This window comes from Corynebacterium sp. HMSC055A01 (genome assembly GCF_001809405.1).
In the GTDB taxonomy this organism is placed as follows: domain Bacteria; phylum Actinomycetota; class Actinomycetes; order Mycobacteriales; family Mycobacteriaceae; genus Corynebacterium; species Corynebacterium hesseae.
The window spans coordinates 117,025-133,117 of record NZ_KV797595.1 but is presented as its reverse complement, the minus strand read 5'-3'; the positions used below and the strand labels follow the sequence as shown (position 1 = coordinate 133,117).

The 16,093-nt window shown below is 62.4% G+C and carries 12 protein-coding genes; all 12 read right to left on the bottom strand.

Going from position 1 to position 16,093, the window contains the following annotated elements; genetic code table 11:
* Positions 1-2 precede the first annotated feature (2 nt).
* Positions 3-1,388 (bottom strand): ammonium transporter, encoded by a 1,386-nt coding sequence (locus HMPREF2604_RS11755; protein WP_070565531.1) that lies wholly within the window; start codon positions 1,386-1,388, stop codon positions 3-5.
* A gap of 158 nt (positions 1,389-1,546) precedes the next feature.
* Positions 1,547-1,915 (bottom strand): Na+/H+ antiporter subunit G, encoded by a 369-nt coding sequence (locus HMPREF2604_RS11750; protein ID WP_070519999.1) that lies wholly within the window; start codon positions 1,913-1,915, stop codon positions 1,547-1,549.
* 4 nt (positions 1,916-1,919) lie between these two features.
* Positions 1,920-2,192 (bottom strand): cation:proton antiporter, encoded by a 273-nt coding sequence (locus HMPREF2604_RS11745; protein ID WP_029158995.1) that lies wholly within the window; start codon positions 2,190-2,192, stop codon positions 1,920-1,922.
* A 14-nt stretch (positions 2,193-2,206) separates the two neighbouring features.
* Entirely contained in the window at positions 2,207-2,761 is a 555-nt protein-coding gene (locus HMPREF2604_RS11740) for a monovalent cation/H+ antiporter subunit E (RefSeq protein WP_070519997.1), read from the bottom strand.
* Positions 2,762-4,303, bottom strand: a complete 1,542-nt coding sequence (locus tag HMPREF2604_RS11735; RefSeq protein ID WP_070519994.1) for a monovalent cation/H+ antiporter subunit D family protein — start codon at positions 4,301-4,303, stop codon at positions 2,762-2,764. It lies immediately after the preceding gene.
* Positions 4,304-4,741 (bottom strand): sodium:proton antiporter, encoded by a 438-nt coding sequence (locus tag HMPREF2604_RS11730; RefSeq protein ID WP_070519992.1) that lies wholly within the window; start codon positions 4,739-4,741, stop codon positions 4,304-4,306. It abuts the gene before it with no gap.
* Positions 4,738-7,719: a DUF4040 family protein gene (locus HMPREF2604_RS11725; RefSeq protein ID WP_070565529.1), complete on the bottom strand. Its 2,982-nt coding sequence runs from the start codon at positions 7,717-7,719 to the stop codon at positions 4,738-4,740. The genes HMPREF2604_RS11730 and HMPREF2604_RS11725 overlap by 4 nt, the downstream gene beginning before the upstream one ends.
* A 188-nt stretch (positions 7,720-7,907) precedes the next feature.
* Complete coding sequence (ftsY, locus tag HMPREF2604_RS11720) at positions 7,908-9,785, bottom strand: signal recognition particle-docking protein FtsY (RefSeq protein WP_070565527.1); 1,878 nt, start codon at positions 9,783-9,785, stop codon at positions 7,908-7,910.
* Positions 9,786-9,859: 74 nt separating this feature from the next.
* A complete protein-coding gene (gene smc, locus HMPREF2604_RS11715; protein WP_070565525.1) occupies positions 9,860-13,363 on the bottom strand; it encodes a chromosome segregation protein SMC in 3,504 nt (1,167 codons plus the stop codon).
* 10 nt (positions 13,364-13,373) lie between these two features.
* Complete coding sequence (locus tag HMPREF2604_RS11710) at positions 13,374-13,682, bottom strand: acylphosphatase (protein ID WP_070519984.1); 309 nt, start codon at positions 13,680-13,682, stop codon at positions 13,374-13,376.
* Positions 13,683-15,209: an alanine/glycine:cation symporter family protein gene (locus HMPREF2604_RS11705; RefSeq protein WP_070519982.1), complete on the bottom strand. Its 1,527-nt coding sequence runs from the start codon at positions 15,207-15,209 to the stop codon at positions 13,683-13,685.
* Positions 15,210-15,258: 49 nt separating this feature from the next.
* Positions 15,259-16,092: a bifunctional DNA-formamidopyrimidine glycosylase/DNA-(apurinic or apyrimidinic site) lyase gene (gene mutM, locus HMPREF2604_RS11700; RefSeq protein ID WP_070519980.1), complete on the bottom strand. Its 834-nt coding sequence runs from the start codon at positions 16,090-16,092 to the stop codon at positions 15,259-15,261.
* Position 16,093 lies beyond the last annotated feature (1 nt).

Here is a 16,093-nt window from a genome sequence, read left to right as displayed (position 1 = left end):
TGTTACTCCTTAGCTCCGGCGGTGTCGACCCGCGGCTGGACGGTTGGTGCAGGACTAATCCTAGCGTCGTGGGCGTGGCGGCGGTGCGACGCCACGGATTCGCGGAAATCATATGCGGTCTCGCGGTGCTCGCCCAGGTCGATCCCCTGCGCTTCATCCTCGATTCGCCAGCCCATGGTGGCGCGGATGAGGAGCGCCGCAAGCAAGGTGACGAGCCCCGACACCAGCATCGCCCCAACCGCAATCAGCGTTTGAACGACGAGCAGCTTGAGCCCTTCAGTGAAGTGACCGGTGAGGATGCCGTTATCCGTAGCGAAGAAGGCTAGGCCAATCGTGCCCCACAGTCCTGCGCACAGGTGCACGCCGACGACGTCCAGGGAATCATCGAAGCCCCAGCGGTACTTCAGGCTGATGCACAAGCAGGCGATAATCCCGCCGAGGAAGCCGAGGGCGATGGAACCGAGCGGAGTCAGCGCTCCTGCCGCCGGGGTAATGGCGACGAGGCCTGCGATAGCTCCGGATGCAGCGCCGAGTGAAGTGGCGGCACGGTCACGGATTCGCTCCACCAACATCCAACCCAGCATCGCGGCGGCCGCAGCGACGGTGGTATTCAACCACGCCAACCCTGCAAGGCCATCCGCAGCGAAGGCGGAACCTCCGTTGAAACCGAACCAGCCGAACCACAGCAACGCGGCGCCGAGCATCACCATCGGGAGGTTGTGTGGCCTATCGACGTGCTTCGGAAAACCCGCGCGCGGGCCCACAACAATCGCGAGGACTAGGGCAGCTGCGCCGGCAGAAATGTGCACGACGGTACCGCCCGCGAAGTCGATGGGAGCGATGAGCGCCTCACCTTTCGAGACACCGAAGAGCCACGCCGCGAGCGAGCGCGGGGCGTGGGAGAGAATTCCCCCGCCCCACACCATGTGGGCGAGCGGGAAGTAGGCGAAGGTTACCCAGATACCCGCGAAGGTTAACCAGGCCGAAAACTTCACGCGGCCGGCGATAGCACCGGAGATAATTGCCGTCGAAATAATGGCGAAGGTGGCTTGGAAGCCGATATCGATGACGGCGGGGTAACCAGAACTACCGAGGAGATACTCGTTGGAAGGTCCTGTGATCTGGCCACGCAAGCCCCACGCTTCAAACGGGTTGCCCACGATGCCGGCAAAAGAACTTCCCGCATAGGACATGGACCAGCCCCACAAGACATAGAGCACAGGCACAAGCGCGAGCGCGCCGAAGGACATTATCATCATGTTAAGGACATGGCGATTGCCCGCCATTCCACCATAAAACAACGCCAATCCGGGGGTCATGAGCAACACCAATGATGCGCTGATCAGCATCCACGCTGCATCACCGGAAGAGAATGCATCAGGAGTCATACTTCAACTAACCCCTTTTCTATAGCTTGATAGGTACAATTCCCAAAATATCTTTAGCTCTATAGTTTTGGGAAGAAGGATGAGTCCTAGATCACATTTGGGATCCAAAAAAAGCGGCGAGGGCATTGTTGCCCTCGCCGCTCACTTAAACGTGCGCCCTAGATTTCCTCCTCGGACGCTTCCACGGTCTGCGCTTGCTGGCGCATACGTTTGGCGTACTTCACATCCGTGACGGTCACGCCGTAGATGGAACGGCCCATGTAAAAAGAGCCCACCGAACCGATGATCCACACGCCGAAACAAGCAATGAGGACACGGACCAGCGACCACAGCGAGAACCCGTTCTCGGCAAAGTCAACGACCAGCTTCGCCACGAGCAGAAGAGGAACGGCCAACCCGACCGTCGGTCCCAGTAGGTTGACTCGGGTCAGAGCATCGGGCGCGCGCCACAAAGCGATGGCCGTCGCGATAACCAGGACCGTGGCCACAACCAGCAGAACCGAAGCAATAATCTCCGCGATAGTCATGGTTTTACCTCCTGCCCTTCGAGATGATGCGGGCCATCGACAACGTCGGCAGCACGCCCGCCGCGATGCCCGCGAGCATCGCGATGTCGTAGACGATGGACGCGTGATTGGTCATGGCCCATGCAAAGTACATGCACATCATGCCGTAGAAGACCATGTCACTCATCACGGTGCGGGTGAGCTCATCGCGAGAGCGCAACGCCAGCACCAACGCCGAGCACACCGATGCGCCAATGAGGAACACACAGACAAAGACAACCCATTGAAAGGCGCTCATCGAGGAAAAATCAATCACTTCTTATCATCCTTTCGGGCGTCCTTGCCCGGCACGACCTGACGCAGCGGCCACACGGAATACTTCTCCACGTCGTTCGCTGCCAGCGGGGTATCGTCCGCCTTCGCGATATCGGGGGCGCGCATATGACGGCCCAGCGTATCCAGCGGATACTCGTAGAACGTCGGGGCGAGCTCCTCCGTCGGGCCCTGGCCAGGCACGCCATAATCGATGCCCTTCACTCGTGGCGCCAAGCGCTCCTCCATGTCCGCGAGGTCCGCCATGACACTGGCCGGGTCATCCCCCATCACGGCTTGGACCAGCACGATGCGCGGAAGGCCTTCGGCAACCGGCTCGCGCAAGCCCAACGACAAGGTGCCCGGCGTTGCGGTAATGGACGAGGTGAACCAGAAGATCTCCCAGGCGCTCGTCACACGCAAGGGGTACCGAAGCACCACTGGGCGATAGTTGTTATGCGGCTTGAAGGATTCCATGGCGAGCGAAAAGCCCGCGACGAAGATCTCCTTAATGAGCCACAGCGCGTAAACAACGGCATGCACAGCACTCTTCATTTAACGGCCCTCCTGAAGGGAGTCGATATCGGGTAGGGCTACGGGGTCGTCGCCAAGCACTGCGTGTGCGTAGGCCTCCGTGTCCAACAAATCCTCCGATGCCTCCATGGTGACACTAATGACCGGACCGGACAGGATGAACATGGTCAGCGAGCCCAAGATCAACGCCGCCGAGGGAGCCATCAGCTTCTTGCGAATCACAAGTTCATCGGGCACCTTCTCCTTGGGCAGGTCCTTGCCCCAGAAGACGCGGCGCCACACGCGCAACATGGCCAGGAACGCTGCGAAGGAGGCGATGATAATCACCGCGATAACGGTCCAGGCCCATCCCCCGCCGGTACGGGCGATTTCCGCGACGATGAGGACCTTGCCCCACATACCGGAGAAAGGCGGGAAGCCCACGACGGAGAAGGCACCGGCGGCGAAGATCCACGCGATAATCGGATCACGGCGCGCCAAGCCAGAAAGCTTGTTGAGCCTGCCCGTACCGTACGTCTCCTCGATGGCACCGGAGGCCAAGATGAGGGAGCCCACCGTGAGCATGTGGTGAATCGTGTAGAGAATGCCGGCAGCCAACGCGCGCTGCGCATCGTGGGTAGTGAAGGCCATCATCACGAGGATGAAGGGCATACCGTTGAGCATCTGGTAGCCCAGCACGCGGCGGATGGAGTTTTCAGCCAAGCCGCCGAAAGCACCAACCAGCATGGAGATGATCATGATGACGATGATGAGTGTCCCCCACCGCTGGTCCATATCAAAGAGCTGCACCCACAGGCGGTAGAGCATGTACACCGCGACCTTGGTATGCAGGCCAGAGAACAGGCCCATGACGGCAGCCGACGTGCCCGGGTAGGTGCGCGGCAGCCACGACTGCACGGGGAATACGCCGGCCTTCGCGGCGATGGCGATAACGATGATTCCGGAGGCCACCGTCACCGGACCGTTGCCGGCAGCAGCGCCCGTCAGCGCCGCCAAGTTGACCACGCCCGTAACCGAATAGATGTAGCCCACGCCCACCACAAGCAGCGTGGAGGCGAACAGATTGACCAGCACGAAAGCGCGTCCTGCGGCTAGGCGCGACCACGTACCCGACATCGTGATGAGGCCGTAGGACGGCAGCAACATGACCTCAATGAACACGAAGAAGTTAAAGAGGTCAGCGGTGAGCAGAGCGCCGCACACACCGGTGATCAGGATAAGGGTCAGCGACGGGTAATAGCGCGACTTGGTCTCACCGCCAACGATGGCGAACCAGTTGGCGCCGAAGGCCACGATCATCGTCGTGATGAGCATGAGAGCCGAGAAGGTGTCGGCAGCAAAAGCGATACCCGCGTTGCCCACGTAATTGCCCACCGTGTGCGCCACCACGCCATTGTTCATGGTGTAGAGCAGCAGCGCGAAGGAGGCGAAGATGCCTACGCCCGGCACGATGAGCATGATGGCATCGCGCACACGGTGCCACGGCGCGAGCAGCGCCAGCGCCGCCGATACCAGTGGAACCGCTGGGAAGAGCGGAAGAAGAGCGCTTACAGTGTCATACATTTACTTCTCCCCCTCGTGGTCAAGTTCCTTCAGACGGTCCATCTTGTTGGCCGAACGCTGCAGAATCTCCCGGTTTTGGGTATCGCGGCCCAGCGTGGAGAAGGCGTGGTCAATGGTGTTGTCATCAACGGGCTCCACGACATCCGTGTCATCGTTGGCGCCCATCGCCGCCATGGTCAGCAGAATCGTGGAGGTGGCCATGGAGATCACCACGGCGGTCAGAACGAATGCCTGCGGCAGCGGGTCCGCCATCTGGTCCGCTGGGACCTGTGACGGGAAGGACTCACCGCGGTAGGAGTACACGCCGGTGGCCAAGAGCATGAGGTTGGCTCCGTGGCCAAAGGCCATCATGCCCAACACAATGTGGACCAAGCCGCGCTGCTGAATCAGGTAGACAGCACTACCGATGAGCAGTGCAATAGTCAGTGCGAGGATCATGAATTCTTCTCCTCTGTAGCCGGAGTGTGGTGGGGCGAAGACGCGCGGTGGCGCGCCTCGGATTCATTGAGCAAGGCCAGTGGATCCGAGGATGGGTTGATGGATTCGGGGTACGGATCATCGACGTCCTCCATCACCACGCGCGGCGTGTTCGGCAGCGCCGAATCATCGTCGTGGACCCACGGCAGGAAGTCCCGCTCAGTACCCGGGCGCAAGTAGCCGCCCAGGGCGTTGATAGCCATGGTGAGCATGCCCAGGACCGCCAGGTAGATACCCAGGTCAAAGATGAGCGACGTGGTCCAGTGCTGCCCCAGGGCGTGGCCGTGGATGGCAGTCAAGAAACCACCGGAGCCGTGCGAGGTCGGAATGTAGCCGATGAATCCAGCCGTCAGCGCAACGATGATGCCCACGCCGGTGAGGTGAATTGGGGTCATGCGGCCGAAGACGATCTCATCGGTGCCGCGAGAGAGATACGTCAGGCCGATGGCCGCGCCCATGATGAGAGCAGCCGGGAAGCCGCCGCCGGAAGCCTGGTGCCCGCGGTAGAACACGATGAAGGACATGACCACCAGAATCGGGATGGCAATGGAAATTCCCTTGCGCAGCGGAACCGAGTTGAGCTGCGACTGACCGAACGGCGCCGGACGCGTACCGGAGGTAAACGGGAAGCGAGGCAGCGTCGACGTGACCGCGGCAATCACCACGGCGGCCATGCCGAGCACCGACAGCTCACCCAGGGTATCGAGTGCACGGAACTCCACGATGATGGTGGCCACGACGTTATCGCCGCCAGTGATGTCTGGGGCGTTATTGAGGTACCACATGGACAAGTCGGAGCGCTCGTGGCGGCCCATCAGCGCCCACACACCGAGGAATGCGGTGATACCCGCGAGCACCGCCACCACGATGGAGCCAACCTTGCGGTTGGTGTTCTGTACCGGGTGGAATTTCTCCGGCAGGTAGCGCAGGACCATCATCATGACGATGACGGACAGCGCCTCCACCGTGAACTGAGTCAAGGCAACGTCCGGTGCACCCAACAGGAACATCTGCAAGGTCACGCCGGTACCCGCAGTACCAATCATGACCGCACCCGTGAGGCGGTTGCGGGTACGAACCAAACCAAACATCGACAGCGCCACGATGCCCAGCGGCAGCAGATCCCACGGGTTGTCCAGGCCATCCACGCGCGGGTTCAAGGCCACGCCGTCGACGCCCGTCGACACCAGAGTGGAGCCCGCAAGAATGATGACGAGGAGGACAATCGGCAGGATGAGCTTCGATGGGTTGTGGGTATCCGACATGCGGCCGACGAAACGTCCGAAGGCTGCGCACTCGTCCTGAATCCACTTCAGGATTTGGTTACCAGTGCGCGGCAACAGTTGGCGCTCCTCCATCGCGGTCCACAGCGGCGTGCGGAAGAACAAACCGACGACGCCAGAGATGAGAACCACGACAGAAATAAGCAGCGGGACGTTCAGGCCGTGCCACAGAGCAAGGTGAGTATGCCCCTCCATGCCGATGGCCGCCACGACGTCATCAAGCGGCCCATCGAGCGCGCCCATGACGAAGATGATCGGCACCGACATCACGCCGGGAAGAGCCGCGGGCAGCCACAACCGCACCGGCGCCTCATGGACCTTGGACATATCGCGCGGGCCGTCGAAGAAAGCACCAAAGACGATCTTGGCGGAGTAGGTAAACGTGAAGAACGCACCCACGCCCGCAACGATGAGCAAGAGCACCTGTCCGGCCGATCCGATGGGCGCGTCCTCGAAAGCGGTCAGCATGCCTTCCTTCGACACGAAACCGAAGAGCGGCGGGACCGCAGCCATGGAGGCAGCGCCGATGAGCATGGAGCCAAAGGTCCACGGCATCTTGTTCCACAGCACGCCGAGGCGGCGGATGTCACGTGAACCAGCCTCATGGTCAATCACGCCGATGAGCATGAAGATGGAGGACTTAAACAGCGCGTGTGCCAGCGTGTGCACGAGGGCCGCTGCGATGGCGAAGGGCGTGCCAACACCAATCGTGGCCACGATCCATCCCAGGTGGGACACGGTGGAATACGCGGTCAGCTTCTTCAGGTCCGTCTTCTGCACGGCGAAGACCGCCGACATGACGGCGGTACCCATGCCGACCACGATGAGCAGCCAGTTCCACGCTGCAACATCATGGAAGATAGTAGAGAAACGAATCAACAGGTACACGCCGGCCTTGACCACGGCCGCCGCGTGCAGGAAGGCCGAGACCGGCGTGGCAGCCGCCATAGCCTCCGGCAACCAGAAGTGGAAGGGGAACTGCGCGGACTTGGTGAATGCCGAGGCCGCGATGAGAATGGCAACCCCGGTGGTCAGGCCTGGGCGCTCGGCCCATACATCGGAGGCGAGGATGTCTTCCAGGTTCGTCGTCCCCGCTGCCGTCGCGGCAATCGCCACACCTGTCAACAAGGTGAGGCCGCCGATGAAGGTCAGGATGAGTGTGCGCTGCGAACCGGCCTCACCGGACTTGCCGCTGCGTGCGATCAACATGAACGACGCCAGCGATACCAGCTCCCACGCCAGGAAGAGCACGACGACGTCATTAGCCAGCACGAGCAAGAGGATCGACAGCGTAAACGCGGTCATCAGCACATAAAAGCTGACGTTGCCTTTCCCCTTGGGCAGGTAGGCAGCGGAATAGGTAAAAACCACCGCGCCGATGATGAGAGCCAACATCGCAAAGAAAACGCCCAGCGCATCGCCGCGGAAGGCGAGGTTAACGTCGACGCCTGGTGCGATGACATCACGCACCCACGTCACGGAATAGGACAGTTCTTCGCCACGGGCCAGTGCCGGAAATTCTTTAGCCAACAGTGCCGCTGCGATAATAAAAATGCCGGCTAGCGGGTAGCCGGCTGCGCGATCAGCAACCTTGACGGCTACCGGTGCTAGCGCCACTGCGACAGCTGCGAGGAGGACGACATACAAGAGTGTCACGAAAGAGTAGCCTCACGAACCGTTGTTAGGGCTGAAAACTCAGCCTCACATAGACAGGACTGTCCTAGACTACCATTGTGACCTCCCCCAAAGCACATCTTTAATGGGATGGAGACGACGAAAGCGCCTCACAAAGGAGGCGCTGCGTCTCGAAAGAACTTAGGTATAGCCCAGGGATCTATAAGGTCTTACTTCTCCCCCAGCAAGGCATCGACGAATCCCTCAACCTCAAACGGCGCGAGGTCATCGGCTCCTTCGCCGAGGCCCACGAGCTTGACCGGCACACCCAGTTCTTCCTGAACTTGGAAGACGATGCCGCCCTTTGCCGTGCCATCGAGCTTGGTCAGGACAACACCAGTGATGTCGACGACATCGCGGAAAATGCGCGCCTGCGTCAGGCCGTTCTGCCCCACCGTCGCGTCCAGGACAAGCAGGACCTCGTCGACCTCGGTCTTCTTCTCCACCACGCGCTTGACCTTGCCCAGCTGGTCCATGAGGTCAACGGAGGTGTGCAGACGCCCAGCAGTATCGATGAGGACCACGTCCACGCCCTGGTCCACACCAGCGGCGACGGCATCGAAGGCCACGGAAGCCGGGTCCGCGCCTTCCTTGCCGCGCACCGTCGATGCGCCTACGCGGCGACCCCAGGTCTCGAGCTGATCAGCTGCCGCTGCACGGAAGGTATCCGCCGCGCCGAGCAAAACGTTGTGGCCCATCGCCACGAGCACGCGCGCGAGCTTGCCCGTCGTAGTGGTCTTGCCGGTGCCGTTGACGCCAACGACCATGATGACGGCAGGCTTGCCGTCGTTCGGCATGGCCTTGATGGAGCGGTCCATCTCCGGATGGCCAACCTCGATGAGTGCCTCGCGCAGCATGGCGCGTGCTTCCGCCTCGGAGCTCACGCCGCGTTCAGCGATCTTCTCGCGCAGGGAGTCGGTGACTTTCATCGTGGACTTGGTGCCCAGATCAGCCATGATGAGGGTGTCTTCAATCTCTTCCCAGGCATCATCATCCAGATCACCAGCGGAAAGAATGCCCATGAGGCCTTGGCCGATGGCGTTCTGCGAGCGGGACAGGCGCCCACGCAGCTTGCCCAAGCGGCCGGCGGCCGGTGCGATATCCTCCTGCGGCTGAGATGCCGGGGCCTCAACGACCTCGGCGTCCTCGGAAACTTCCAGCTCCTCGGGCTCAGCCTCGAGTGCCGCGCTTGCCGACGCCGCCTGCGCCCCCGCCGCCGCAGCAGCCTCCTCTGCTTCAGCTTCCTCCGCTGCAGCTTCCTCTGGCTCGGGCTGCGCTTCTGACTCAGGCTGTGCTTCTATCTCTTGCGCTGCCTCTTCTTCGGCCTCAGACTGAGCAGAAGGCTCCTCCTCAGCCGGAGCCTCAGGTTCTTCCGGAGTCTCCTCTTCTACCTTCGGGGCTTCAACTACCGGCTCCGGTTCAGCAGTCTCCGGTTCGGTGGCCGGGACAGCTTCCTCTGTGTCCTCTTCGTCCTTCTCAACGGCAGCGGCGCCGGAAGCAGCAGTACCAGCGGCAGCAACGCCCGCAGCTCCTGCAGCGGCTAGACCAGCGGAAGAATCTTTCTCTTCTTCTTCCTTTGCCGGCTCCTTCTGTGCAGCCGGTTCCGGCGCGCTCACCGGCTTCGCGTCTGCAACAGGTTCCGGCTTGGTTTCTGCCTTAGGCGTCGGTTCCGCCGCAGGCTTCGCTGCCTTCGGTGTCTCCTCTTCACCCTTGAGCTGAGCGTTCGCTAACTCGGTGGCATCACGCTGTTCAGACTTCTTCTCCGCTTGCGGCTGAGCTTTGGGCTCAGCCGGTGCGGGCTTCTCAGTCTTAGCCGCAGGCACGGGTTCCTTGGTAGCGCCGCCGCCGGCCGGGGCAAAGTTAAAACCAGACTTGGCTTGATAATTGCCGGACTTCTGCTGCTGGGTCAGCTTCTTCGGCTCCTCCGCGGGCTTTTCAAAGGAGACCTTCTTCGACTCGCCGCGCTTCTTGCCCAGGACGATGAACAAGACCACCAGCAGAATCAGGACGATGACTGCTATCGCAATCCACAGAAAAGTAGTATTCATGCCCTCCATAGTGCCAGGGTTGTTCGCGCCCGGCACGATGAGGAGGGCGAAAGCCTCGGTCTGGCACCGCGCCGTTAGCGCGGAGCGTCCACACCAAGGCGCGTGGCGTCCTCCGCCGCCTGAGCCGTGCCCGGCGCCTCACCCGCACGGGTCATGCGCTGTGAAATCACGCGTGTGACACCATCACCACGCATCGTCACGCCGTAAAGGACGTTGGCCACGTCCATCGTTGGCTTCTGGTGAGTGATGACGATGAGCTGAGAATCCTTGCGCAGCTCCTCGAAGAGGGCGATGAGGCGGCGCAGGTTGACGTCGTCCAGCGCGGCCTCCACCTCATCCATGACGTAGAACGGTGAAGGGCGCGCACGGAAAATAGCCACGAGCATCGCCAGCGCGGTCAGTGACTTCTCGCCGCCCGACAGCAGAGTCAGGCGCTTGACCTTCTTGCCCGGAGGGCGAGCCTCCACCTCAATGCCGGTGGCCAGCATGTCATCCGGCTCAGTAAGGATGAGCCGGCCCTCGCCGCCGGGGAAGAGTGTTTGGAAAACCTTGGGGAACTCCGCCTCCACGTCGTGCCAGGCATCCGTGAACAGCTGCAAGATCTGCGCGTCAACGTCCTCAATGACTCCGGCCAAATCCTTGCGCGCCTGAATCACGTCATCGAGCTGCGTGGACAGGAAGCTATAGCGCTCCTCCAGAGCCTTGTACTCCTCCAAGGCCAGCGGGTTCACCTTGCCCAAGGAGTTGAGGTCCTTCTCGGCCTGCTTCAACCGCTTGGTCTCGGCGGAACGATCGAAGCCCTCGCCCGGCGTGTAGCCCTTGAGCAGGTCGGGGATCGCAATGCCCAGCTGCTCCACGATCTTGCCCTCGGCCTCATCCACGCGCACCTGCGCCTGGCTGCGGGCAATCTCCGAGTTGTGCGCGGAATCGGTCAGGCGATCGAGCTGCTGGCGGGTTGCGGAGACCGCCTGCTTCGCCGACTGCGCACGCCCCTGCAGCACGCCGCGCTGGGTCACTAGCTCATCGCGTTCCTCAGCTGCGCGCTCAAGTGCCTGCGTAGTGCGGGCGGCTAGGTCCTGGGCATGCTTGTCGACGGCCCCCGCCAACCGCGCCTGCGCCTGCCGGCGGGCCATCGCCTGATCGTGGCGTGCCTTAGCTTGGCGCTCATGCTGGGCTTGGCGCCGCAGGGCCTCTCCCTTGCCGGCTGCCTGGCCTACCTTTTCCTCCGCGCTGCGGGCCGCCAGTTGAGCCTCTACCTCCATGGCCTTGACCTGTTCAAGGGCGGCCGAGGCTGCATCGCGTTCCACCGAGGAAGGTTCATCCGCTTGCTCATCGGCGTCCACGCGCGACAAGCGGTCACGAGCCTCCGCCAGTTCTTTGCGCAGGCGGGCCAGCTGCACCTCGATATCCGTGGCGCGGGCGGCGGCCTTTTCGTGCTCAGCCTTGTTTGCCTCGTACTGTTTGAGCAAGCGCTGGTGGTCGCGCTTCCACGCCTCGAGCTCGTGATCGTGCTCGCGCAGCGCGGCCTTAGCGCTCGCCGCGCCTACCCGGGCATCATCGGCGGCTAGCTTCGCGCCTTCCAGCGTGCCTGATAGCTCCTCCAGCTCGTGGGTGGCGGTTTCCAACTGTTGCTCGGCTTCTGTAATCTGGCCGCTCACCTCGACCGTGGAGACGGCACCAGTTCCGGCCTCGACCCAGCCTTCACCAACCAGCAAGCCCTCGGCGGTGACGGCCCGCAGGCGCGGATCTTCAGCAATGAGCTCGCGGGCCGCGGCATAGTCATCCACCAGAACGACGTCGGAGAGCAACCGTGTCACCGCCGCCGATACTTCCGGGACCAAGACCATCTGGTCGAGCAACCAGCTAGCACCGGAGGGCAAGTCCGCATCAAGGCGCCAGGCTGAACCGGTAGGTTCCGTGGAGACGTCGATCAACGGAGTGCGGCTCGCCTCAGCGAGATCACCCACGATGTCCCCACTCACCGCGCCGGCCTGCGCCTCCGCGAAGGAACCGAGTGCCGCCGCGACGGCCGTTTCATAACGCGTAGAGATGAACTCCGCGAGAGGCTTAAAACCCTCCCCCAGCTCGAGCGCTTCCGGAGCGGTCTGGCCCAGCGTATCGATCCTGGCTCGCAGGCTGTACACGGTGCGCTCGCGCTCCCGCTGGGCATCGCGCAGCTGCTCCAAGCGTTTATCGGCCGCGGCGGACTCGCTGGCCGCGCGCACGTGCGCTTCTTCCAGCGGCTCACGCTCGGCAGCCAGGTGCTCTAGTTTGTCCGCTACCTCATCGGCCTCCGCCTGCGCTCCCCTGGTGCGCGCTTTCGTGTTCGCCAGGGTTTCTTCCTGGCGCGCCAACTCAGATTCCGCGGAGCTTACCTGACCCGCCAGGTTTTCCTCGGCCGCGATGAGGCGGACCACGCCTTCGCGGCGATCCGCAATGGCGCGCAGCTGCGCCATGTGCTCCTTGTCCGCGGCCTCGAAGGCTTCCCGGCGCTCAGCCACTTCCTCCCGGATCGATTCCAAGCGCTCCGCCGCTTCTTCGGCAGCGGCCAGCAGCTCGTCGTGCTCCTCGTCGGCACGCCGGGCGCGCGCCTCCAGCTCCTCCGGATCCTGGCCGGCATAGGCCACCTGGGATCCGACGTTGCTGGCGCGCTCGGCCGCAATACGCTGCGTGGCAGAGATGCGTTCGCTCAGCGTCGATAGCTCGAACCACAACTTCTGCGCGGCCTCCGCGCGCGGAGTGACATCCCCCAACTCGGCCTCTACCTCGAGCTGAATTTCCGTGGCCTCTTCCAGCTGCGCCGTGACTACCTCGACCTGCTCGGCGAGCACCACAGCGCGTTTCTCGGCATCCTCGAACGTGGCACGCAACCTGACCACACGGTCACCGGCGAGGCGCAGGCGAGCATCGCGCAAATCCGCTTGCACAGTGGCTGCGCGTTGGGCGGCCTCCGCCTGGCGGGCCAGCGGCTTGAGCTGTTTTCCCAGCTCATCGGTCAGGTCTTGCAGGCGGTCCAGGTTGGCCTGCATGCCCGTGAGCTTGCGCTGCGCCTTTTCCTTGCGGCGGCGGTGCTTGAGCACGCCCGCAGCTTCCTCAATATAAGCGCGACGATCTTCTGGTCGGGACTCCAGGATCTCCGCCAGTTTTCCTTGGCCCACGATGATGTGCATCTCGCGGCCAATGCCGGAATCCGACAGCAGCTCTTGGATATCCATGAGGCGGGCCTTTGACCCATTGATCTCATACTCGCTCGCGCCATCCCGGTACATGCGGCGGGTGACGGAGACCTCCGAGTACTCGATGGGCAATGCGCCATCGGAGTTATCGATGGTCAGTGTGACCTCAGCGCGGCCAAGGGCCTTGCGCTCACCGGCGCCGGCAAAGATGACGTCCTGCATCTTGCCGCCGCGCAGCGTCTTGGCGCTGCCTTCACCCATGACCCACGCCAGTGCGTCGACGACGTTAGATTTACCCGAGCCATTCGGGCCCACCACGGCACAGATACCGGGCTCGAATTTCAGGTTCGTCGCGGACGCAAAAGACTTGAATCCCTTGAGCGTGAGCGATTTGAGGTGCATTCGACTTAGTTTAGCGCTCGATAAAGCCCGACTCACCGCGCGGTGCGGCCCACTGCTCCACCACGGCGTTCACAGCGCCCGGGCGGCGCGTGGTTGATGGTTCTTCGCGCAGCAAGGACAGCAGCTTCTCGCAGTCAGCTCGCGGGCCTTCAGCAACCACCTGGACGCGTCCGTCCTGAAGGTTCGTCGCGTGCCCAGCCAGCCCTAGTTCGAGGGCCCGGGAACGCGTCCACCAGCGAAAGCCCACGCCTTGGACGTGGCCAAGGACGAAAGCTGTGAGGCGTTCATGACCCGCAGAGGCTGCTGCCGTGTCTGCCATCTAGTACTCCCTCAAGTTTGTGCGGTCGCTCAGGTCGAATTCGTGATCGAGACGGCGGCGGTCTTCCGCGCTGCGGCGCGTCACAGGATCGGTACCATCCCAGCACTCGACGTTCTGCAGTTCCGGCAGCATATCACGGTGGAAGACGGGATCCAGGCCCTTGCGGCGCTGCTCGTTGTAGTTCTTCAGCAGCTTGATGGCCACGCCGCACAGCGGCACGATGGCGCACACATTGAGCAGCACCATGATGGCGGCACCCGTATCCGCCAGGTCGAACACGGTGCCCAGCGGGGCCACCGCACCGTAGAAGACGAAGGCCAACACGATGAGGCGGAAGGCCCACAGCACCCACTTCTTCCCGGAGAGGTACTCCACGTTGGACTCTGCAAGGTAGTAGTTACCCAGAATCGAGGAGAATGCCAAGAAGAACAGGATGAACGTGACGAAGTGGATGCCCCACTCGCCGACCACATTGGACAGCGCGTTCTGGGTCAGGGTCACGCCCTCAATCGCGTCGGAACCAAAGCTTTCGAAATCAGTACCCAGCAAAATGATGAAGGCGGTAATCGTACACACCACCAAGGTGTCAAAGTACACGCCGAGGGTCTGCACAAGGCCCTGCTTCACGGGGTGGGAGACCGTCGCCGTTGCTGCCGCGTTCGGCGCCGAACCTTCGCCGGCCTCGTTGGAGAACAGACCGCGCTGGATGCCCTTCAGCATGGCCATGCCCAGTGTCGCGCCAGCAGCCTCACGGAAGCCGAAGGCAGAGCCGACGATGGAGACGAACATGTCCGGCACCTTGTCAAAGTTAAGCACCACCACGATGAAGCCCATGATGAGGTACGCACCGGCCATAAACGGCACGATGAACTGGGTCATCGAGGCAATGCGCTGAACACCACCGATAATGATGAGGCCAGCTACGGCAACGACGGCAATACCCACGCCCGCCTTGAAGGCACCGGAATCCTGTCCGAAGGAGGCCGCCAAGGAATCAGAGATAGCGTTGGTCTGGAAAGCGTTGTAAAACCAACCAAAAGTAATGGCGATGGCGACGGAGAAAATGGTTGCCAAGGGCTTCCAGCCCAGACCGCGGGACATGTAGTAGGCCGGGCCGCCGCGGTAGGTATCCCCCTCGCGGACCTTCCACAGCTGGGCCAGCGTGGACTCCACGAACGCAGTTGCGCCACCCAGGATGGCGATGAGCCACATCCAGAACACCGCGCCGGGCCCGCCCACAGAAATTGCTACGGCCACACCCGCGACGTTGCCGGTGCCCACACGCGACGCCGCCGAGATGGTGAACGCCTTGAAGGCAGAAATACCGCCGTAATCGGCGTCCTCATCGACGCCGACCCCCTTGGGCTTTTCGACGACCGCTTTGAACATATCCGGCACCATGCGGACCTGCACCAAAGCGGTGCGGATACCGAAGTAAAGGCCAGCAGCGATAAGCAGCCATGGCAGGACATAGGACCACAGGCTGTCGTTAATGACACCGATCACGGTGCTGAAGATTTCTTGCATACGTTACACACTAGTGACAACCCCCGCCATCGGCCTAGTTGGAGCCTGACTACTTCCCCACCCCACGGCGCTGACAGGACGGGCAATAGTGGGTACCGCGCCCGCCCAACACGGTTTTCACGATGTCTTCGCCGCAGCGATCACAGGGCTGCCCGCCCCGCCCATAGGCGTGCAAGGAACGGTCAAAGTACCCGGATTCGCCGTTGACGTTGACGTACAGCGCGTCAAAGCTGGTCCCGCCAACCTCAAGGGCGGAGCGCATGACGTCGGCGGCTGCGGAAATCACCGCGACGGCATCGCGCTGCCGCAGGGCGCTGGCCTTCTTCAGCGGAGAAATCTGGGCCGCCCACAGCGCCTCATCCGCATAGATATTGCCCACTCCGCTGAGCACAGTTTGATCCAGCAGGGCAACTTTCACCGCCGTACGTTTTGCGCGCAGGCGCCTGCCCGCCGCAATAAGGTCGAAGTCTGCTTCGAGGGGATCGGGCGCGATATGCGCCATGGTGAGCCACGGGCCGAGGTGCCAATAGCCAAAAGTGCGCTGGTCGACGAAGCTGATGCGGGTGGCGTCGCCAAGCACGGCGGCGATGCGCACGTGGGGTGAATCCACCTCACCGATCCGCACCTGCCCCGACATTCCGAGGTGGATAAAGAGCACATCGCGGGCAGGATCAGTGCGGTCCTCGTCGGCGAACTCCAGCCACATGAACTTGCCGCGGCGCGCCACGGCGGCGATCCTCCTGCCCACGAGCAGCGCGGACAGCGGTGCCTCCTGCTTGCGATTGGCGCGCGGGTGGAGGACATCGACCGCCGCGAAGGAACGCCCCACGACGTAGGGCTCGAGCCCGCGGCGGACGGACTCAACTTCAGGCAGCTCCGGCATA

Coding starts and splice junctions, on each gene's coding strand:
- HMPREF2604_RS11755 (WP_070565531.1), bottom strand. CDS start 1,388: ATGACTCCTGATGCATTCTCTTCCGGTGATGCAGCGTGGATGCTGATC.
- HMPREF2604_RS11750 (WP_070519999.1), bottom strand. CDS start 1,915: ATGACTATCGCGGAGATTATTGCTTCGGTTCTGCTGGTTGTGGCCACG.
- HMPREF2604_RS11745 (WP_029158995.1), bottom strand. CDS start 2,192: ATGAGCGCCTTTCAATGGGTTGTCTTTGTCTGTGTGTTCCTCATTGGC.
- HMPREF2604_RS11740 (WP_070519997.1), bottom strand. CDS start 2,761: ATGAAGAGTGCTGTGCATGCCGTTGTTTACGCGCTGTGGCTCATTAAG.
- HMPREF2604_RS11735 (WP_070519994.1), bottom strand. CDS start 4,303: ATGTATGACACTGTAAGCGCTCTTCTTCCGCTCTTCCCAGCGGTTCCA.
- HMPREF2604_RS11730 (WP_070519992.1), bottom strand. CDS start 4,741: ATGATCCTCGCACTGACTATTGCACTGCTCATCGGTAGTGCTGTCTAC.
- ftsY (WP_070565527.1), bottom strand. CDS start 9,785: ATGAATACTACTTTTCTGTGGATTGCGATAGCAGTCATCGTCCTGATT.
- smc (WP_070565525.1), bottom strand. CDS start 13,363: ATGCACCTCAAATCGCTCACGCTCAAGGGATTCAAGTCTTTTGCGTCC.
- HMPREF2604_RS11710 (WP_070519984.1), bottom strand. CDS start 13,682: ATGGCAGACACGGCAGCAGCCTCTGCGGGTCATGAACGCCTCACAGCT.
- HMPREF2604_RS11705 (WP_070519982.1), bottom strand. CDS start 15,209: ATGCAAGAAATCTTCAGCACCGTGATCGGTGTCATTAACGACAGCCTG.
- mutM (WP_070519980.1), bottom strand. CDS start 16,092: ATGCCGGAGCTGCCTGAAGTTGAGTCCGTCCGCCGCGGGCTCGAGCCC.